Genomic DNA, 20,205 nt, shown 5'->3' on the forward strand with positions numbered 1-20,205 from the left:
GCGGAATGATGGAGAGTCGGACGTACGTCACGTACGAGGAAGCCCTCCGGCACTTCGGACAGGAACTCAGTGAGCTGCGCGCTCAGCGCGGAGCGCCGTCCTTCGACCGCATGCGTGCCCGCGGCCTGAAGGTCGTCGGCGATGCCGCCAGCGCGTGCTCCAAAGGGACCATGAGTAAGGTCTTCGCCGGCGGACAGTTCATCTCGCTGGACAAGCTGATCTGGCTGGTGCGGGCCGTGATGTCCTGGGACGAGTACGGGGAGGAGTGCGCGCCGCCCGGCCGGCGCGACGAGGAACTCACCCCTTGGCGCGCCTGCTGGCAGTCCCTCAATACCCTCCGTACGCAGGCTCGCCGCCACCCGGCGCCACCCTCGCCTCGGCCGTCCGGACCCCGTCCAGTCTCCTTCAGACGTGGAGACGTCCTCACCGGCCATGACGGACCCGTCGTGTCCCTGGCGTTCTCCCCGGACGGCGGCCGCCTCGTCACCGCGAGCGGCGACGGCGCCGTGCGGCTCTGGAACCTCGCCACGCACAGGGTGATCAGCGAGATACGCATCAGCGACAGGGCCGCATTGTCGGTGGCGTTGTCGGTCGCGTTCTCGCCGGACGGCGACCGCGTCGTCTTCGGCAACCGCGAAGGACTCGTGCTGATGTGGGACACGGCCGCCCCGCCACCGGCTCTCGTGCCCTTCAAAGGTCACGAGGCCACCGTGTGGGCGGTCTCATTCTCACCAGACGGCCGTCTTCTCGCCACCGCGGGCGACGACAGCGGCGTGCGGCTGTGGGACGTCGCCACCGGTACTCAGATCGGCGAGCCCCTCACAGGCCCGGCCGGATCCATCCGGGCCCTCGCGATCTCTCCCGACGGCCGCCTCCTCGCCACCGGAGGCGAGGACACCGCCGTCCGGCTCTGGAACCTCACCACCCGCGCGGAGGCTGTCATCCTCCCTGCGGGGCACACCGCGTCCGTGCACGCTCTGGCGTTCTCCCCGGACGGCACTCTGCTCGCCACGGCGGGCAAGGACGGCACTCTCCGGTTCTGGGACGTCGCCACCCGGACGCGGTCCGGCGAACCGCTCACTGGCCACGCCGGATCCGTGTATGCGCTGGCGTTCTCCCCGGACGGCACTCTGCTCGTCACGGCGGGCAAGGACGGCACGCTCCGGTTCTGGGATGCCACCGGCCGCACCCCGATCGGTGATCCCGTGACTGGGCACACCGGACCCGTCTGGGCCGTGGCGTTCTCCCCCGGAGGACGCCGCCTCGTCACCGGAGGCGAGGACACCAACGTACGACTCTGGGAAGAGGGCACCTCCGTACGGCCGGGGGAAACGGACGCGTCCGTGGCGCTCGGGGAAGAGCCGACCACACGGCTCCGGTACGAGGACTCCCCCACACGGCCCCGGAAACCGGATACCCCGGACAGCACATCGTCCCCGCAGCCGCCCGCACCGCTGCCCCTCGCCGTCCGGGCGATGCTGCACCGCCGACTCCACGCGGGCCACCCCCTGGAGCTGGGCGGACTCCTGCACGACACCGACGTCCACACGGTGGCGTTCGCCGCGGACGTCCTCGCGATCGGCAGCGACGACGGCGCCGTGCAACTGTGGGACCCCATCCTGCGCACCCTGCGCCACGGCCCCCTCCCTACCCACGAGAATGCCGTCCTCTCCATGGCGTTCTCCCCAGACGGCGTCATCCTCGCCACCGGCGGTGCCGACGGCACCGTGCGACTACGGAACACGGTCACCGGCGATCTCATCGGCGCTCCCCTCGTCGATCACGGCGGAGACATCACGTTCGTGGCGTACTCGCCGAAGGGCACCCTCCTCGCCGGCGGAGGCCGCGACGGAACCGTGTGGCTGTGGGACACGGTGGGCCGATCATGGATCGACGTTCCGCTCGGCGGTATCGGCGCGGGCTCCCTCGCCCTGGCCTTCTCACCGGACGGCCGCCTTCTCGCGACCGGCGACATCGCCGGGACCGTCCGGTTGTGGGATGCCACCACCGGGGAGCCGATCGGCATCCCCCTCGCGGACCATTCCGGGGCGGTTCCGGCGGTGGCGTTCTCCCCCGACGGCCGGACTCTCGCGACCGGTGACACGGACGGAACCCTGCGCCTGTGGGACGCCGCCACTGGCGGCCAGCTCGGCGCCCCCGTCCCCCATGACGGGGCCGTCGCCTCGCTGGCATTCTCCCCCGACTCCTCCGTACTCGCCGTCGCAACGAAGGAACGAGTCACCCTGTACGCCTAGGCCGTGTCTCCCCAGGGGCAGCCTCCGTTGGGGGTGCGTCAGTTTGTACGCTGTTTTCAAGCGCCGGGACTGGCTGTAGGCCCATGCGCGAACCGGTTGCGCAGGCCCGGCGGCGGTCGTGGGGCCGCTCCTGGGGTCGCGGAGGCCGGTTGGTCAGCTCGTTGCCCGGACGGCGACTCTGATCAGGTCGGCGACCCGCGTGGGCTCGGACAGGACGACGGCGTGGGAGGCGTGCGGGAGTTCGACCACGACGGCTCCGGCCCGTGCGGCGCCGAAGCGCTGGACCTCGGGGCTGATCGTGCGGTCCGCCCCGGCCACCAGGGCCCAGGACGGTTTCGTGCGCCACGCCGCCGCGGACGCGCTGTCGGTGAACGCGGCCGTGGCGAGCGGGCGTTGGGTCGCCGCGAGGACGCCGGCCACGGCCTCGGGCACGTCCGCCGCGAAGACGGAGGGGAAGGCCGTCTCCTCGATGGTGACCTCGACCGCGCAGTCGCCGTCGAGGAGCGGGTACGTCCACTCCTTCAGGTTGCCCGTCAGCGGGGGCTCGGGGAAGCTCCCCTGGAGCTGGCCGAGGCTCTCGCCCTCGTGGGGCACGTAGGCGGCCACGTAGACGAGCCCCACGACGTTCTCCGCGCCGCCCGCCACGGTGATCAGCGCACCGCCGTACGAGTGGCCGACGAGTACGGCCGGACCCTCGACCTGCGTCAGGACGGAGGCGAGGTAGGCGGCGTCCGACGTCAGGCCCCGGAGCGGGTTCGACGGAGCGATCACCGGGATACCGCTGCTCCGCAGTTCCGCGATGACGCCTATCCAGCCGGTCGCGTCGGCGAAGGCACCGTGCACGAGGACGACGGTGGGGTTGGTCATGCGCGTCCTCTTCTCAGGGTCGGGCCACGTGTGGGGCGTCGTCACGGCGACGGCCGAGGCGCGGCCCGGCATTCCTGGGCGCCGGCATTCGTCGGGGCGAAGGCCGAGGTCGCCAGCGCCTGCCATTCGCTGGGACTCATGCCGTAGGCGCCGCGGAACGTGCGGCTGAAGTGCGAGGGGCTGCTGAAGCCCCAGCGGCGTGCCACCGCGGCCATGGTGATCCTCCGGTGGGAGCGGCCCAGCTCGAACCGGCAGAACTCGAGCCTGCGCCGTCGCACCCACTGGCTCACCGTGCTGCCGCCGTTCTGGAAGAGCTTCTGCAGGTACCGGACGGAGATGTGGTGGGCGCGTGCGATCGACTCGGGGGACAGGTCCGGGTCCATCAGATGTTCTTCGATGTAGGCGCGGATACGGGACAGCATCTCGTTGCCGGCCCCGGCCGCGCCGTCGGCCCCGGCCGTCACGTCCGCTTCGAGGAGCTCCATGACCAGGACGGAGAGGAGGTGTACGGCCGTCCGGGCACGCCGGTCCCCGATCGTGGAGCGGCAGAACTCCGCCTCGGCGGCGAGCGCGGTCAGGAAGCCGGACGCCAGCGCCCCGATCCCCTCCCCGCCGCGTACGGGTACGCCGAGCACCTGGTCCAGTTCCGGCTCCGTGACGCCCAGGTAGCAGCGGGGCACCCGGAAGAAGATCATCTGGCAGTCTTCGCCGAACTGCAGCAGGTGCTGTCGGGCCGGGTCGCAGAAGACCAGGTCGTTCGGCTCCAACAGGGCATTGGCACTCTTGGCACGCTCGTGGACCACGGTGACGGGCCCACGGACATGGACGCCGAGGTAGACGTGGTTGCGGTCGTTCGTGTCCGGCATCTCGGAAAGCACCTGGACCAGCCGCCCCGAGCGGGAGGGGGGCGGGGTCGGATCAGACGCTTGCCGGGGCACCCGTTCGGGCGCACGTGACGTCAGGGTGAGAGTCATCGGGATTCCTAGCCGTGGGTTCGCGCGGGCGGAGGGCGGGTTCACGCCCCGATCGCCGGCTCCTCGGCCAGGAACTTCTCCACCACGGCGTTGAAGGCCGGCGGGTTCTCCAGGAAGGGGAAGTGCGAGCTCGCCACGTCGGAGGCGAAGACGTGCAGGCGTGCGCCGGGAATCCGCTCGGCGACGAAGCGCTGCGAATCGGGGTGCACATGGCTTCCCTCACAGCCGATCACCAGGGTCGGCACGTCGATCCGGGGAAGCACGTCGCGCCAGTCCTGCGCGCAGTGGTCGAACAGCAGCGGTACGCCCGCGTGGGCGGGTGTCGACCTGATCTCCCCGGCGACGAAGGCCAGCACCTCGGGGTCGGGCTCGCCGGTGAACATGCCGCGCACGAAGTCGGCGAGGACCGTGTCGCCTTCCGGCCCCGCGAGTGCCGCGCCCAGGTACAACAGCCCCGACACATCGAAGATGGCACCGGCGTCCCGCTGTTCCCGCTCGGTCATCCAGGGCACGGCGGCGACCGCCGCGGGCTGGTCGACGGCGACGAAGCGCCGGATCCGTCCGGTCCCGTACTGGTCGACGAAGCTCCACCACACCGAGACGCCCATGGACCAGCCCAGTGCGTCGAAGCGGGCCAGCCCGAGATGGTCGACGAGTTCGAGCACGTCGCGGGAGAGCCGGGCGATGCGGTAGCCGTGACGGGGTGTGCCGGACTTGCCGTGGCCGCGGAGGTCGACGGTGACGACGCGACGACCGGGCGCCAGCCCCTCGATCTGGTGGCGGAACACCGCCTGCGTCTGCCCCCAGCCGTGCAGCATCACCAGCGGGACGCCCGCGCCGCCGGTGTCCTGGTACGCGAGCCGTACTCCGTCCGTCGTGATCAGTTCCTTCATGACCTCTCCCCTGGTCAGAGGCGGTGTGCCGTTCCCGCCCGTCCCGGACATCATCGAATGGGGCCCGTCGCCCGCACCACCGCCCGCTGTAGGAATCGGGCCGTGGATCCTCCTCGCTTTGTCGAAGCGGGTCGGCGGTCAGGCGGCCCGGTCGTCGCCCGGGGCGAGGAGTTCCTCGATCCTGAGGCCGAGGTGCAGAGTGAGCCGGTGGGCGCCGTCGTCGAGGTCGAGTCCGGTGATCTCCTGGATCCGGCGCAGGCGGTAGTAGAGCGAGGTGCGGTGGATGCCCAGCGTGTCCGCGGTCCTGGGAATCGATCCCGCGTGTTCGAGGAAGCGGCGCAGGGTGTCCCGCAGGCGGTCGCCGCCATGGGCCTTGCCCAGGGTACGGAGCGGCTTCGGCACCAGGGACGCGTTCAGGGCGTGCTCGGGGAGCTGCAGCAGCACGGCGAGTTCCCCGAGCGACTCCCAGTCACCGATGTTCTTCAGGGCGGGCAGTCGGCGTGCCGCGCGGGCCGCCACGAGCGCCTGTTCGTACGACGTCCATGCGTCGTCCAGGCCGGCGTGCCGGCCACCGACGCCGATCACGGGGTCCGCCGACGGGTCCAGGAAGGTGCGGAGTTCGTCGAGGATGCGAGCGGACTGGGCGGCGACCTCGTCCGGGCCCGGCGGCCGGTCGCGGAGCTGGAGCAGCATCGCCCGCTCCTTGCCGATCGCGATGAGGCCCTGGGCGGAGCGCGTCTGCCGGAACCCCTCCAACGCCGCCCACAGGGCGGCCTCGGACTGCCGAACGAGCTCCGTCCCGCAGCTCAGCCGGACGACGGTGACCAGGACGTGCTCCGCCGCCCCGAGCAGCCCGGCTTCCTTGCCGCGTCGACGCGCGGTGCTGCGTGCGCCGGCGTCGCCGCCGACGAGTGCGAGGGCCAGGTCCCGCTCGTCGGTCGTCCGGGTGTCGCCGGAGATGTGCTCTGCGTACATCTGGGCGGCCATGGCGTCCGCGGCCCGGGCGATGGCGGCGGTCTCCTCCTCCCCCAGCGTCTTCGCGGGCACGACCACCAGGAGCAGCCCGAGGAGATGCCCGCGCTTGCGCAGCGGCACGACGTAACGGGGCAGCAGCCCGAGGTCGTCACGGCCGTCGATGAATCCGGGCCTGGACCACCGGGTCACGCCCTGGGCGAGGACGTAGCGGATGGTCGCGTTGTCGGCGCGGCCCTGCAACAGGGTGCCGATGCGCACCGGGTCCTCGTCGCCGAAGTGGCGGCTCGTGCAGACCATGCGGACCAGCGGGTCGTCGACGGCGACGGACCGGCCGAGCCGCTCCGCGAGCTCGTCGACGAGTGCCTGGAGCTCGGGGCTGCCGGGGCGCGCTCGCTGGGGCCTTACGGTCATGCGCGGCTCCTCTCTCGATCAACTGTCCCCGCGGACTTCTCCATTCCGCGGCTCTTGATCATTCTGAGGAAGCGAAGACGTCGGCACATCACACGAATCGTCCATTGCGATGACACCCATGTGGGATACGAAGGGATTACTCTCCGCTGTCACGAAGCCTCGCCAGCCTGGTCAGCTCCGCGCGCGAGGTGACGTCCAGCTTGGTGAAGGCCCGGCGCAGGTGCGAACTCACCGTGTGCGGTGAGAGGGAGAGGTGCTCGGCCGCCTGTCGGTTGCTCAGCCCTCGGGCCACGAGCCGTACCACTCGTGTCTCCGCCGCCGTCAGCTCGGGCCATTCGCCGGTGAGTCCGGCCGGCGAGGGCCGCCGGCGGACACCGGCGGCCCTCAGGCGCCGGCGCACCCGCGCGCCGTCCCGTTCGGCGCCCGCTCGCGCATAGAGCGCGAGGGCCGTCTCGAAGTACGGCACCGCTTCGGGCTTGCGGGTGGCCGCCAGTTTGCGTCCGGCGTCCTCCAGTGCCGACGCCCGGGCCAGCACCCGGGGGCAGTCCTCGTACAGCCGGACGGCGCGTACCAGCCGGCCGAGGTCGTTGTCGAGGAGCCCCCGGGCGTGCGCGGCGGTGGCGGCGAGGAAGGTGAGGCCGGGGTTGAGCACGGCTCGCCGCTCGGCCAGGGCGACCGCCTGCGCGGCCCGTTCGTGCGCGCCGGCGCGCAGCGCCAGACGGACGAGCACCGGGGCGTCGGCAGGGTCGATCAAGCCGGCGTAGGCGGGCCGGTCCGCGGCGGGCGACGCCATCACCTCGTCGAGTTCGGCCATGGCACGGTCGGGCCGGCCTTCGAAGTCGGCCATCAGTGCCAGCATCCAGGAGCCGAAGTGCCGGACGACGGGTGCGCCGTCGCTCCGCATGCGCCTCGCCTCCGCCGCGTACGCCCGTGCGGCCCGCTGGTCGCCGGTGTGGAGGGCGACGCGCATCAACACGTACCGGAGTGTGACGTCGGCGAGGTTCCCCGGGCCGGGACCGCCGGTCGCCTCGGACGCGGCTTCGGCGTCGGCCCGGGCGTCCGTCAGCCGTCCGACGTCCAGAAGTATGCGGGAGCGGGTCATGAGCCACATGCGGGTGGCGGCCGTCCGGCCCTGCTCCCTGGTGATCCGGATGCCCTCCTCCGCGGCGGCGAGCGCCTCTTCGGTGCGTCCGGTGGTGTTCGACAGGAGAGCGTGCCACAAGGCCTCCGGCACCCACAGCGAGGTGCTGACGCCCAGGGCGTCGGCCAGCGCGGCGGACCGCTCGGCCTGCCGGAACGCCTCGGCCAGGTCCATGCGATGGAAACTGACGGCCGAGCGGACCGTCGTCAACGTGGCCTCGGCGGCACGGTCCCCCGCCGCCGCCGCGGTCTCCCACGCCTCCGCGGCGACCCGCTCGGCCGCCGAGTGCTCGCCCGACATCGACAGGCCGACAGCGAGCATGGCGAGCAGTCGTCCCCTCGCGGCCAAGGAGATCCCGGACAGTGCCGCCCCGGCGCGGGCCTGCCGGACCGCCTCGGAGAAGTCGAACGACACGGCGAGGCGTGCCAGGGCGAGGCGTATGCGCGCCTCGTCCTCGGGCCCGAGACCGCCGCCCGCCAGTGCGGAGGCTCCCAGCTCCCACGCCTCGGCGGCCCGGCCCGTCTGCCAGAGCAGCGGGATCGTCTCGGCGATGACCCGCGGCCGCTCCGGAGCATGCGCCCCGGTGAGTTCCAGGGCCTTGAGACTGCGTTCGGCAGCCGGTCCGGGAGCGGTGGCCGCGAGTTCCGCCGCGGCGGTGCGCAGCCGGTCGGCCTCCGCGGCGTTTCCCGGGCCCGCCGTCCCCGCCGACGGCCCGGGACGGTCGACGGAGGAGGCCGCGCTTCCCGGCGGCAGCCCGGCGAGCTGACGGCGAAGGGCCTGACGCAGGGGCAGGGGGAGGCCGGCTTCGACCGCCTCGCGGATCAGGTCGTGGCGGAACGCGAGGCGATCGCCGCTCTCGGCGAGCAGATCGGCGTCGAGGGATTCCCGTACCGCTGCGATGAGCGCCGCCGAGGACCTGCCGAGCAGTTCGGCCAGCAGCGCGACGGTGACCGGGCCGCCCACGGCCGCCGCCGTCTGCACCAGCTCCCGTGCCTCACCGGACAGCTGGCCGAGGCGGCGCACGACAGAGGGGAGTTCACGTGGAGCGGGGGGTCCGGCCGACAGCCCGGCCGTGCCGTTCTCGATCGTCACCGCCTCCTCGGGCAGCGAGCCGAGCAGCTCGACCAGCAACTGCGGCACCCCCTCGGCGCGATGGGCGAGACGGAGGACGTCCCCGTCGGGAGGGGCGCCCAGGACGTCCTCGGTGATCCGTGCGATCGCCCGCTCCCCGAGCGCCCCGAGGAGCAGCTCGTGCGCGCCCGCCTGGCGGATCCTGTCCAGGGTCGTGCGCACCCCCGGCGGCACGTTGCCGCCGCGCACGGCGACCAGCCACAGGATCGGGTGCGACGAGAGCCCCGCCGCGAGGGTGTGGAAGGTGAGCAGGGTCAGGTCGTCGCACCACTGGAGGTCGTCGAGGACGACGAGCAGGGGTCCCTTCCGAGCCGCCGCCCGCAGGCCGTCCCCCATCTCCTGAAGCAGCCAGAACCGCTGGCCGGGTGTGGTGGCGAGGTCCCGCAGACGCTGGGCGCCCGACAGCGGTTCCTCGCCGGCGAGTACGCCTTCGAGGAGGGGGCCGAGCGGCACGAACTGTTCGTCGGGGTCCGCCGCCCCTTCGAACACCCGCGTCCCGCGCCGCCTCGCGGCCGCCCCGGCCTCCGCGAGGAGCCTGGACCTGCCGATGCCTGCGGGACCCTCGACACGGACGATCCCGCCTTCGCCCCGGTCGAGCGCGTCGAGCCGCGCCTCGATGAACGCCAGTTCGGTGTCCCTGCCGCGGAGGGGTGTCCGCAGGCCGTCGGGCTCCTCGCGCACGGTCCTTGTCGTCACTCGGTTCACGCTCATTCCGACGGCCTGGGCCACACGGGACGGGCTCGGTCCTCGTGCGGTACGGCGGAACAGTATGGACCATGTGCACCACCCCGCCGTCGCCCGGCCCGGGGACCCCTCTCAGTCGAAGCGCAGGTCGGCCAGTTGCCGTTCGAGGACCGTGACGTCGTCCTCGGGCTCCTCTCCGACCGGGCGCGCCGCCATGAGCGCGGCGAGTTCGGCGCCCGCGCGGCGGACGCGGCCGGGCAGGCCGTCGGTGTACTCGTCTCCGCCCGAGCCCCAGTCCCCGGAGGCCGCGAACACGGCGGTGGGGACGACGACGGCGCGGAGATGGGCGAAGAGCGGGCGCACGGCGTGCTCCAGGACCAGGGAGTGGCGGGCGGTACCGCCCGTCGCCGCGATCAGGGCCGGCTTCCCGGTGAGGGCATCCGGATCGATGACATCGAAGAAGGACTTGAAGAGACCGCTGTAGGAGGCCGCGAACACGGGGGTCACGACGATCAGACCGTCGGCCGCCGTCACCGCGTCGATCGCGGAGCTCAGTCGTGGCGGTGGGAACCCGGTCACGAGGTGGTCGGCGATGTCGCCGGCCAGTTCGCGCAGCTCCACGACCTCGGTCGATGGCGCCCGCCCCCGGTCGGCGAGTTCGTCGCGGGCCGATGCGGCCAGCCGGTCCGCGAGCAGGCGGGTGGAGGAGGGGGTGCTCAGCCCCGCGGAGACGACGGTCAGCTTCACGCGGCGGACACCTCCCGGACGGCTCGGAGGGACGTGTGCGTGGGGGCGTCCGGCACGCCGGCCGGACGCCCCTTCGCGAATTCCCGCCGCAGCACGGGCACGACCTCTTCGCCGAGGATGTCGAGCTGTTCCAGGACGGTCTTCAGGGGCAGGCCCGCGTGGTCCATCAGGAACAGCTGGCGCTGGTAGTCGCCGACGGTCTCCCGGAAGGACAGGGTCCGCTCGATGACCTGCTGGGGAGAGCCCACCGTCAGCGGGGTCTGCTCGGTGAAGTCCTCCAGCGACGGTCCGTGGCCGTACACCGGCGCGTTGTCGAAGTAGGGCCGGAACTCCCGTACGGCGTCCTGGGAGTTCTTGCGCATGAAGACCTGGCCGCCCAGGCCGACGACGGCGTCCTCGGGCCGGCCGTGACCGTGGTGCGCGAACCGGCGCCGGTAGAGCAGCACCATGCGCCGGGTGTGGTCGGCCGGCCAGAAGATGTTGTTGTGGAAGAAGCCGTCTCCGTAGAAGGCGGCCTGCTCCGCGACCTCGGGGGACCTGATGGATCCGTGCCAGACGAAGGGCGGGACGCCGTCCAGGGGCCGCGGTGTCGAGGTGAAGGCCTGGAGCGGCGTACGGAACGTGCCCTCCCAGTCCACGACGTCCTCGCGCCACAGCCGGCGCAGCAACGCGTAGTTCTCCTTGGCGAGGTTGATTCCCTGGCGGATGTCCTGGCCGAACCACGGGTACACGGGACCGGTGTTGCCGCGGCCCAGCATGAGGTCGACCCGGCCGTCGGCCAGGTGCTGGAGCATCGCGTAGTCCTCGGCGATCTTCACCGGGTCGTTGGTGGTGATCAGCGTCGTGGACGTGGACAGGATCAGCTTCTGCGTGCGTGCGGCGATGTAGCCGAGCATGGTGGTCGGCGACGACGGTACGAACGGCGGGTTGTGGTGCTCGCCGGTCGCGAAGACGTCCAGGCCGACCTCCTCGGCCTTGAGCGCGATGGCGACCATCGCCTTGATGCGCTCGCGTTCGGTCGGAGTGCGGCCGTCGGTGGGGTCGGGGGTCACGTCCCCGACGGTGAAGATGCCGAACTGCATGGGTGTCTGCTCTCCTGAGCTCGTCCGGTTCCCGCGCCGGGAACCGGGGGCCGGGTGACGCCGGGGGCTCCTCCGGCGTCACCCGGCGGCCGACAGTGGTTCGTCACTTCGCCAGGAAGGCGAGGAGGGCCGTGTTGACCTCCTCGGCGTGGGTCCACAGCAGACCGTGCGGGGCGCCCTCGATCTCGACGTAGTCGGCGGACGGAAGCGCCTCGTGGAAGGGGCGCGCGGTGCCCTCGGCCGGCAGGATGCGGTCGGCGGTGCCGTGCAGGATCAGGGCCGGCACGTCGACGGCGGGGATGTCGGCGCGGAAGTCGGTGTACCAGGTCGCCGGCGCGGCGGACGCGGCGAAGGAGCCGCCGCGGGCCGCGGTGTTCCAGCTGTGGCGGACGGCCTCCTCGCTGATGCGGGTGCCCAGGTTCTCGTCGAGGTTGTAGAAGTCGTTGAAGAAGGCCGTGTAGTAGGCGTACCGGTCGGCCTTGACGGCGGCGACGACGCCGTCGAAGAACTCCTTCGGGGCGACGCCGTCCGGGTTGTCGTCGCTCTTGAGCAGGCAGGGTTCCAGCGAGGCCAGGAAGGCGACCTTGGCGACCCGGCCGGAGCCGTACGTGGAGACGTAGCGGGCGACCTCGCCGGTGCCCATGGAGAAGCCGACGAGGACGGCATCCTTCAGGTCGAGGGTCTCCATCACGGTGTTCAGGTCTGCGGCGAAGGTGTCGTAGTCGTAACCGGTGGCCGGCTGCGAGGACTGCCCGAAACCGCGGCGGTCGTACGTGATCACGCGGTGGCCGGCGTCGAGCAGAGCGGCGCTCTGGCGCTCCCAGGAACGGCCGTCGAGCGGGAAGCCGTGGATGAGGACGACGGGCTGCCCGGCTCCCTGGTCCTCGAAGTACAGCTCGACGGGGTTGGTGTTCTCCTGGCCCACGGTGATGTACGGCATGGGGATGCTTCCTCGATTCGGGTCGACTGGTCCGCGCGTCGAAGCGGCGCGGTACGCCCGTCACGCTAGGACCGGTCCCGCACCTCCTGTTGCCGTACCGCGCACCACACCTGGCACGGGGGCGCAGAGGTCGCTCAACCGCCGGTGGCCGTTGCGGCGTCGTCCTCCGCGAGGACGATCCGGGCCAGGTGGACCCGCGAGCGCACCGCGAGCTTGCGGAAGATCGACGCCAGATGGGTGCTGACCGTGTGCGGGGAGACGACGAGGGCCTCAGCGGCCGACCGGTTGGTGTGGCCCGCGGCGATCAACCGGGCCACCTTGCGTTCCGAGGCCGTGAGCGCGTCCCACCCCTGGTCGGCGCGTGGCCGCAGGTGTCCGGTGCGCCGGCCGGGGCGGCTTGTGGCCCGTTCCAGTGCGGCCCGGACCCGGTCGGCCTCGGCGTCGGCCCCCGCCTGGGCGTAGATGTCGTACGCCCTGGTCAGGGCAGGTGTCGCAGCGGCTTCACCCAAGGTCAGCAGCGCGCGCCCGAGGTCGGCGGACGCCGCGGCGAGAGGCAGCGGCCGGGGGCCGCTGAGGAGGATGCGGACCGCCCGCTCCAGGAGTCCGTGGTCGGCGTTCACCAGGGCGGCCGCGTGGGAGGCCGTCCCCTGGGCGGTCGGCACGGTGGGGTGGCGGGCGGCGTGTTCGGCGGCCTGGGCGGCGAGGTCCTCGGCCAGCTTCCGGTCCCCGCCGCGCAGGGCGATCCGCACGGCCTGGACGACATGGGGGCGCAGGAGCCGCCACCGGAGGAAGGGGTGGTCCCTCTGTACGGACCGGACCAGTTCGGCCGCTGCCGCGTGGTCGCCGTCGGAATCCGCGACGACGGCCTCGAAGTACCGGTGCGTGGCGTGGTTGCCCGTGTTCGGCCGGTCGGCCACGGTCGCCCTCACGACGTCCAGGTGTTCCCGCGCGGCTTCGCGGTCGCCGCGCAGCATCGCGAGGAGACCGCGGTTGACGCGGATGTTGACCAGGTTGCCGGGCACGTGGAGGTCCGCTTCGAGCCGCTCGGCGGTGACGAAGTCGGCGTCCGCGTCGTCGAGCCGGCCGAGTCCCATGTTCAGGGTTCCCTGGGCCCAGATCAGCATCGCGGGGCGCAGGGGAGCGTCGCCCGCGGTCCGGAGCAGTCGCCGTACGGTCTCGAAGTCGTCGATGTGGATCCGGGCGACGGCCTCCTCGGGGAGGAAGGCCGTGTCGAACACGCTCAGGACCGTGTGGTGTTCGACGGCGGCGGCGCAGTCGCCGGCGTTGAGCGCGATCTCGCCGAGGCCCCAGAGCGCGAGGACGCGGGCCTCCCGGTCACCGGCCCGCTCCGCCTCGGCGAGCGCTCGTTCGCCGGTCTCGCGGGCGGCCCCGAGGTCGCTCCCGCGGGACCGGGCCAGGGCCTGCCGGGCGGTGAGCCGGGCGCGGATCGCCGGGTCGGTGACGGCTGCCAGCGCTGCCGTCGAGCGGCGGGTCAGCTCGTGGACGTCGTCGAGGTGCCACAGGGTGTCGCCGAGTACGGACTGCAGACGGGCGAAGACGTCCAGGGGCGGCTGCCGGGCGAGCAGCGCGTCGCCGGTGGCCCGTGCCCGGGTGTACCGGCCCGCGCGGGTCAGCGCGACGACGGCCCGTTCTCCCACGTCGAACAGCATGGGCGCGTGGGCCGGTACGAGTTCCAGGGCGCGTACGGCCAGGTCGGCGGCGAGGTCGGGCATCACGGCGATCACGTCCTGGGCGGCCGTGCCGAGCAGCCCGACCGCCTCCAGGTCGCCGGGTTCGGCGCTCTTCAGCAGATGCGGGACCGCGTCGCCGGAGCTCCGGCCCGCCGCGACGAGCCGGCTCGCGGCCTCCCGGTGCAGCGCCCGGCGTACGGAGGGGGCGAGGTCGGCGTACACCGCCTGGCGGAGCAGGTCGTGGCGGAACAGGAGGCGTTCGCCGTCGTCGTGGAGGAGGGCGGCTGCGATCGCCTCGTCCACTTCGGTGCTGAGTCCGGAGGCGGGCCGGCCGCACAGGGCGGCGGCGTCCGCGAGCGAGAACGCGCGGCCGAGTACCGAGCCGATCCGCAGGAAGTGGAGGGTGTCCGGCCGGAGGTCGGCCAGTCGGCCGCGTACGCCCAGGACCAGCCGCTCGGGCGGTTCCGGCCGGTCCGCGCCCGATGCCGCGATGCCCGAGAGCATCTCGGCCGCGAGGAAGGGATTGCCTCCGGCCCCGTCGAGGAGTTCCTCGACCTGCGCGGGCAGGTCAGCGCCGAGGATGTCGCGTGCCAGCTCGGCCAAGGCCGTCCCGGACAGCGGCCGCAGGGGGAGGGTCGTCGTCCGCGGCCCGTGCCCGTACAGTTCCGGGTCGTTCCTGCCCGCGAGCAGCCACAGGACCGGGGAGCCGAGCAGCCGTGCCGGCATGACGCTCAGGGCGAACCGGCTCAGCGGGTCGGCCCATTGGACGTCGTCGACCGCGATCAGTACGGGCGTGCCCGCCGAGCGCTCCTCGATCAGCTGGGCCAGCCGTTCGACGAGCCAGATGCGCTGGTCGTGGTGGCCGGCGAGGTCTGCGAAGTCCGTACGGGCCAGCAGGGGCGGGTCACCGTGCAGGAGACCCGAGGCCAGTGAGGCGAGGGGTGCCAGCTCGTGCAGTTCCTCGGCGCGTCCATGGCTGACGAGGAATCCATGGGCCCGTGCGATCGAGACGGTCTCCTGCAGCAGTACGGTCTTCCCGATCCCGGGCTCGCCCAGGAGGACCGCGATCGCTCCGCCCTCGCCGTCGCGCACCGCCTCGACCAGGGCGCGCAGCCGCTCCAGCTCGGCTTCGCGGCCCCTCAGCCCGGGCCGGCTCGACCCCTCGCTCCCGGGCGCCGCCACGCGTTCTGCCCCGGTCCGGTCGGAGCTCATCCCTTGACCGATCCGGCCAGCAGTCCCCGTGCGAAGTGCCGCCGGAGGCAGAAGAAGACGAGCAGCGGGACGAACGCCGCCACGAAGGCACCCGCGGTGAGCCGCTGCCACTCGTTGCCGTACGTCCCGGCCATGCTCGCCAGTCTGACCGTCACCGGTGCGGTCTCGGCCGTTCCGCCGGACAGCGTCAGTGCCACGAGGAGGTCGTTCCAGACCCAGATGAACTGGATGACCGCGAAGGTGACCAGGGCCGGGCGGGTCAGGGGCAGCACGATCCGGAGCAGCAGCGTCCCGTGCGACGCGCCGTCGACGCGGGCGGCTTCGATCAGGTCCCGGGGCAGCCCTGCCAGGAAGTTGTGCAGGAGGAACACCGCGAACGGCAGCGCGAAGACCGTGTGGGCGAACCAGACCTGGCCGAACCGCGCGGGGCCGGTGAGGTGCCACGCGGGCAGGAACAGCCAGCCCCGGGAGAAGAGCCTCAGGAGAGGGACGAGCGCCATCTGGAGCGGCACGGCCTGGAGGGCGAAGATACCGACGACGAGCGCGTCCCGTCCCCTGAAGTCGATCCAGGCCAGGGCGTACGCCGCGAAGAAGGCCAGGACCAGCGGGAACAGCACCGAGGGAAGGGTGATGACGACGGAGTTGACGAGGTACTCCACGAGCCGCCCCGACCCGTTGCCGCCGCCGGACAGCACCTCGCCGTAGTTGTCGAGCGTGAGGTGGGGCGTGCCGAACAGCGTCCACCAGCCCGTCGTCTTGATCTCCTCCTCGGGGCGGAAGGAGGAGAGCAGGAGACCGAGGGTCGGCGTCGTCCAGAAGACCGCGATCACCACGGCGACCGACGTGAGGGCGCGGGAGGCAAGACGTTCCCGGACGCCGTTCACCCCGCCCTCCGCCGCGCCCGGACCGGGTGGGCGACGAAGGGGATGACGAGGACGAAGAGGAGTACGGCGAGCGCCGCACCGCGGCCCGTCTCGCCGTAGCGGAAGGCCTGGTCGTACATCTCGTGGGCGATGACGCCCGTGCCGAACTGTCCACCGGTCATGGTCTTGACGATGTCGAAGGCCTTGAAGGTGCCGATCGCCTGGGCGAGGACCACGACGAGCAGCGTGGGCCTGATCGACGGCATGGTGATCCGCCAGAAGATCTGCCGGGGGGACGCACCGTCGAGTCGGGCCGCCTCCGTCAGCTCACCGGGAACGGCCCTGATCGCGCCGGCCAGCAGGACGGCCGCGAAGCCCGCCTGTGTCCACACCATCGCCACGATGAGGAACAGGACGTTCCAGGGAGGGTCGGCGAGCCATTGCCGCGGTTCGCCGCCGAGGGCGACGACGAGCTGGTTCAGCAGCCCGATCTGCCCGCCCTCCGCGGGACGGTAGGCATAGACGAACTTCCAGACGACACCCGCGCCGACGGAGGAGATCGCCATCGGCGTCAGGACGAGGGACAGCGCGAACGCTCTGAAACGCGAGCGTACGACGGCCGCCGCGTAGAGGAGACCGACCGCGGTCGCCGTCAGCGGCACGAGCACCACCCACGCCAGGGTGTTGCGCAGCGCCACCAGCGCCCGAGGGTCGGTGACCATCCACTCGTAGTTGTCGAACCCGGCCCACGCGTCTCCCCCGCTGTCGGTGAACGACAGCGCCAGGGTGCGCAGACCGGGCAGGAGGAGACCGATCGTGAGCAGCAGCAGCGCGGGGGCCAGCAGGAGCAGGGCCGCGGCCCTGCTCCGTCCCGGCCCCCGGTGCAGCGCCAGCAGGATCAGGGAGACCACCGCCGCGAAGGCGGCGACGCCCTGGAGCAGGTACAGCAGCTTGGGCTGCTGGGCGACGGCGTCGAACGACATCAGCGGCCGGGCCAGGACCGTTCGACGGAGTCGGCGAACTGCCGGGAGCTCGCGCCGCCGATCCAGTCGACGGCTCCCTTCCAGAACGTCCCGGCGCCGACCGACGCCGGCATCAGGTCCGAACCGTCGAACCTGAACCGTGTCCCGGGATCCTGGAGCAGCTGGATCGAGAGCCTGTCGACCGGGGTCGCGGCGTTCGCCGGATCCACGCCCCTGTTCGCCGAGACGAACGGGCCCTTCTTCATGCGCGCGTTCGCGAAGTCCGCCGAGGCCAGATACTCCTGGAACGCCCGTACCTCGGGGCGGTCGGCGAACGCCGCGGTGAACACGCCACCGCCCAGTACGGGGTGGTCGACCGGGTCGTCCCCCGGCAGGAGGAAGGCGGAGACGTCCCCGTCCGGTCCGATCCGGGTGCCCTTGGGCCACAGATCGGCATAGAACGAGGCCTGGCGGTGCATCGCGCAGTCGCCGTGGAGAATCGGTGTGCCGGCTTCCTGGAAGGAGATCGACGCCATCGACCGGGCCGGACCGAAACCGCCGTTGGCGTACCGGTCGTTCTTGAGGATGGACCCCGCGGTGTCCATGGCCTTGATCACGCGCGGATCGTTGAACGGGATCTTGTGGGAGACCCACTGGTCGTAGACGTCCGTGCCCTGCTGGCGCAGCAGGACGTCCTCGATCCAGTCCGTCACGGGCCAGCCGGTGGCGTCGGCGGACCCGATGCCCGCGCACCACGGCTTGACGCCCGACGCCGCGACCTTCTCCGTCACGGCCATCAGCTCGGACCACGTGCGGGGAACGCTCAGTCCCCTGTCGCGGAAGAACTTCGGGGAGTACCAGACGAACGACTTCACGTTCGCGACCAGTGGCGTGCCGTAGAGGGTGCCGTCCACGGTCGCGTAGCTGTTCCAGTCGGCCGACCAGCCCTGCTTCGCGAGGGCCGCGACCCCGGGGCTCGCGGGCTTGAGCTGCCCTGCCCGCGCGAAGCGTTCCAGGAGGCCGGGCTGAGGGAAGAACGCCACGTCGGGCGCATTCCCGCCGTCGACCCGGACCTGTATCTGGGCCTCGAACTCCCCGTCCCCCTCGTACTGGACGTCGATTCCCGTGCAGTGCGCGAAGTCCGCCCAGGTCTCTTCGAACAGGTCGGCCTCCCGGTCCCGGTTCTCCGCGTAGACGGTGACCTGGGTGCCGGGGTGCTTGCCGTACCGGGCGTACTGCCCGCAGTCCGCGGTGGTGTGCGACGGCGACGCGCCGTCCTGCGGAACACCACAGGCGGCGGCGAGGGTGGCAAGGGCGGCGAGGGCGATGACGGCGAGCGCGGGCCTCGCGCCGAACCTCATGGGTGCATCTCCTCCGATCGCCCGCCGAAGGGTTCTCGGGGCGATCAGAAGCTACCAGCGCTCGAACAACATCGACTAATCGTTCGACTCCGAACGATCACGTCATGGGGCGGTGGACCGGATCGCGTCCTGGATCAGCTCCGCCACGGCCTTGGGCCGGGCGAGCATGACCAGGTGGGAGGAGTCGACCTCGACGGTGGTCATGCCGGCGCGCTCGTAGCCGTAGCGCTCCACATCGGGGTTGATCGTGCGGTCGGAGGAGGCGACCAGGCCCCACGAAGGCTTGGTCTTCCACGCGGCGACCGGCGCCGCCTCCGTGAAGGCACGTGCTGCCAGGGGGCGCTGGGAGACGGCGAGCACCGCGGCGAGTCCGGGGTCGACGTCCGCGGCGAACAGGGCGGGGAACCGGTCGACCGCCACCGAGACGTCGGTGCCGCTCTCGGTGGAACCGGCCACCGGGAACGGGGTGTGGACGAGCGCGTCGGCGAGGCCGGAGTCGGGGAAGCGGCCCTGCAGTTCGGCCAGGCTCTCGCCCTCCTCCAGCGCGTATCCCGCGAGGTACACCAATGCGCGGACGTTGTCCTCCGTCCCGGCGAGGGTGATCACGGCGCCGCCGTAGGAGTGCCCCACCAGGATCACGGGGCCTTCGACGGCACGGATCACGGAGGCGACGTACGCGGCGTCCTCGACGAGGCCGCGGTTGGGCACCGCGGGGGCCACCACGTCCAGCCCGGCGGCGATCAGTTCGGGGACGACGCGGGCGAAGCCGGAAGCGTCGGCGAAGGCGCCGTGGACCAGGACGACGGTGGGGCGGGCGTGTCGGGGCATGGGAGAACTCCGGGGTGCGTGAAACGGGATGGGGTGGGAGGTGCCGGAGGCGGATGCGCGGCGCTTCACAGGCCGAAGCGGGCACGCCGCGCCTCGGGCACCAGGTCGGTGTATTCGGGGTGCTTGCCGATCCAGCCCCGGATGAACGGGCAGTACGGCAGGACGCGCAGCCCTCGGTCCCGGGCGTCGTCAAGGGCCCCACGGGCGAGCAGCCCGCCCAGGCCCCGGCCCGCGAACCGGCTGTCGGTCTCGGTGTGGATGAAGGCGATCTCGCCCTCCGAGAGGTGGTACTCGGCGAAGCCCGCGGTCTCGGTACCCGCGGTCTCGGTACCGGCGTCGCCGACGAGGATCTCGTACCGGGACTTCTCGGGCCGGTCCGTCACCTGGGGTTCCATGGGTGCTCCTGTGCGGTCGTGGTGTGACGTGGTGGTGGGTTCGGGTCAGAGCGTGCGGCGCACGCCCGCCTGGCGTTCCAGGTCGCGGAGCTGGACGGCCAGGTCGCCTTCCACGGCGAGGTGGGCGGGGCCGCTGCGGCCGATGGGCAGGACCTGCTCGCTGCGCATGTCCTCGAGCATCAGGGCGAACGCCGTGTACATCGCGACGAGCGCCACCACGAGGCCGAGCGCGCCGGACGTGCGGGTCAGCCATTGGGCGCCGGTGATGCCCGCGAGGCCGGTGGCCGCCCAGCGGGGCAGGGAGACCGCGAGCACGAACCACAGCGCGCGCTTGGGCCGGGTCACGGCGGTCATCAGCGCCCCGAAGCCAAGGAGCGCCAGGTTGAACACGCCGAGGACCTGAAGGCCGTCGGCCGCGCCGCTGAGCATGACGAGCGAGTAGGGCAGCCAGCTGCCGGCGAACACCGCCATCAGCGTCGCCGCGATCACGTCACGGGCACCGAAGGCCAGCACGCTCACCAGGAGTTGGAGGACGAAGGCCGGCAGCACGGTGAAGGCGACGGCGGCGCGGGCCGCCTCGTCGAAGAGACCGAGCTGCAGGCAGCCCGTCATCACGGAAGCGATGGCTATCGTGAAGAAGCCGAGCGGCATGGGTGAGGCGATGGGACGCAGGTTGATCCGGGTCATCGACCGGAGGTCCGGCTCGAAACCGCGTCCCGGGGGAACGTCCGGCTGGGTTGGCGGGGTGTCGCCGCCGTCGGCGACGGGGGAGGCTGCGTTCATCGAGTGGGTC

At 72.1% G+C, this 20,205-nt stretch carries 16 protein-coding genes; 1 reads left to right on the forward strand and 15 read right to left on the reverse strand.

What is annotated here, in order from left to right:
- Window positions 1–8: 8 nt before the first annotated feature.
- Window positions 9–2,255 carry a WD40 repeat domain-containing protein gene (locus ACZ5D2_RS25260; RefSeq protein ID WP_468932169.1) on the forward strand — a complete coding sequence of 749 codons (2,247 nt, stop codon included), beginning with the start codon at window positions 9–11 and terminating at the stop codon, window positions 2,253–2,255.
- A 153-nt stretch (window positions 2,256–2,408) separates the two neighbouring features.
- Here the strand turns inward: ACZ5D2_RS25260 and ACZ5D2_RS25265 are convergent, their stop codons facing one another.
- From ACZ5D2_RS25265 to ACZ5D2_RS25335, 15 genes are all read right to left on the reverse strand, one after another.
- Window positions 2,409–3,122: an alpha/beta fold hydrolase gene (locus ACZ5D2_RS25265; RefSeq protein WP_371675921.1), complete on the reverse strand. Its 714-nt coding sequence runs from the start codon at window positions 3,120–3,122 to the stop codon at window positions 2,409–2,411.
- A 41-nt stretch (window positions 3,123–3,163) separates the two neighbouring features.
- Window positions 3,164–3,988: a helix-turn-helix domain-containing protein gene (locus ACZ5D2_RS25270; RefSeq protein WP_371675922.1), complete on the reverse strand. Its 825-nt coding sequence runs from the start codon at window positions 3,986–3,988 to the stop codon at window positions 3,164–3,166.
- A gap of 149 nt (window positions 3,989–4,137) precedes the next feature.
- On the reverse strand, window positions 4,138–4,989 hold the full coding sequence (locus ACZ5D2_RS25275) for an alpha/beta fold hydrolase (protein WP_371675923.1): 852 nt from the start codon (window positions 4,987–4,989) through the stop codon (window positions 4,138–4,140).
- Window positions 4,990–5,127: 138 nt separating this feature from the next.
- Entirely contained in the window at window positions 5,128–6,375 is a 1,248-nt protein-coding gene (locus ACZ5D2_RS25280) for a PucR family transcriptional regulator (RefSeq protein WP_371675924.1), read from the reverse strand.
- 136 nt (window positions 6,376–6,511) lie between these two features.
- A complete protein-coding gene (locus tag ACZ5D2_RS25285) occupies window positions 6,512–9,343 on the reverse strand; it encodes a helix-turn-helix transcriptional regulator (RefSeq protein ID WP_468932174.1) in 2,832 nt (943 codons plus the stop codon).
- A 120-nt stretch (window positions 9,344–9,463) separates the two neighbouring features.
- Complete coding sequence (locus ACZ5D2_RS25290) at window positions 9,464–10,078, reverse strand: FMN reductase (protein ID WP_468932177.1); 615 nt, start codon at window positions 10,076–10,078, stop codon at window positions 9,464–9,466.
- Entirely contained in the window at window positions 10,075–11,160 is a 1,086-nt protein-coding gene (locus ACZ5D2_RS25295; RefSeq protein WP_468932180.1) for an LLM class flavin-dependent oxidoreductase, read from the reverse strand. The genes ACZ5D2_RS25290 and ACZ5D2_RS25295 overlap by 4 nt, the downstream gene beginning before the upstream one ends.
- Before the next feature lie 103 nt (window positions 11,161–11,263).
- Window positions 11,264–12,100, reverse strand: a complete 837-nt coding sequence (locus ACZ5D2_RS25300; RefSeq protein WP_371675929.1) for an alpha/beta fold hydrolase — start codon at window positions 12,098–12,100, stop codon at window positions 11,264–11,266.
- 134 nt (window positions 12,101–12,234) lie between these two features.
- Window positions 12,235–15,003, reverse strand: coding sequence for an ATP-binding protein (locus tag ACZ5D2_RS25305; protein WP_468932184.1), 2,769 nt, complete (start codon window positions 15,001–15,003; stop codon window positions 12,235–12,237).
- On the reverse strand, window positions 15,000–15,887 hold the full coding sequence (locus tag ACZ5D2_RS25310; RefSeq protein WP_371675931.1) for a carbohydrate ABC transporter permease: 888 nt from the start codon (window positions 15,885–15,887) through the stop codon (window positions 15,000–15,002). Before ACZ5D2_RS25310 ends, ACZ5D2_RS25305 begins: the two co-directional genes overlap by 4 nt.
- A complete protein-coding gene (locus ACZ5D2_RS25315; protein ID WP_468932189.1) occupies window positions 15,884–16,849 on the reverse strand; it encodes a carbohydrate ABC transporter permease in 966 nt (321 codons plus the stop codon). Before ACZ5D2_RS25315 ends, ACZ5D2_RS25310 begins: the two co-directional genes overlap by 4 nt.
- Window positions 16,849–18,189 carry an ABC transporter substrate-binding protein gene (locus ACZ5D2_RS25320; RefSeq protein ID WP_371675933.1) on the reverse strand — a complete coding sequence of 447 codons (1,341 nt, stop codon included), beginning with the start codon at window positions 18,187–18,189 and terminating at the stop codon, window positions 16,849–16,851. Before ACZ5D2_RS25320 ends, ACZ5D2_RS25315 begins: the two co-directional genes overlap by 1 nt.
- Before the next feature lie 102 nt (window positions 18,190–18,291).
- Window positions 18,292–19,017, reverse strand: coding sequence for an alpha/beta fold hydrolase (locus tag ACZ5D2_RS25325; RefSeq protein WP_468932193.1), 726 nt, complete (start codon window positions 19,015–19,017; stop codon window positions 18,292–18,294).
- Window positions 19,018–19,082: 65 nt separating this feature from the next.
- On the reverse strand, window positions 19,083–19,412 hold the full coding sequence (locus ACZ5D2_RS25330) for a GNAT family N-acetyltransferase (protein ID WP_468932196.1): 330 nt from the start codon (window positions 19,410–19,412) through the stop codon (window positions 19,083–19,085).
- A 45-nt stretch (window positions 19,413–19,457) separates the two neighbouring features.
- Entirely contained in the window at window positions 19,458–20,195 is a 738-nt protein-coding gene (locus ACZ5D2_RS25335) for a GPR1/FUN34/YaaH family transporter (RefSeq protein WP_468932199.1), read from the reverse strand.
- Between the last annotated feature and the right edge of the window lie 10 nt (window positions 20,196–20,205).

This window comes from Streptomyces sp. NPDC031479, assembly GCF_055581065.1.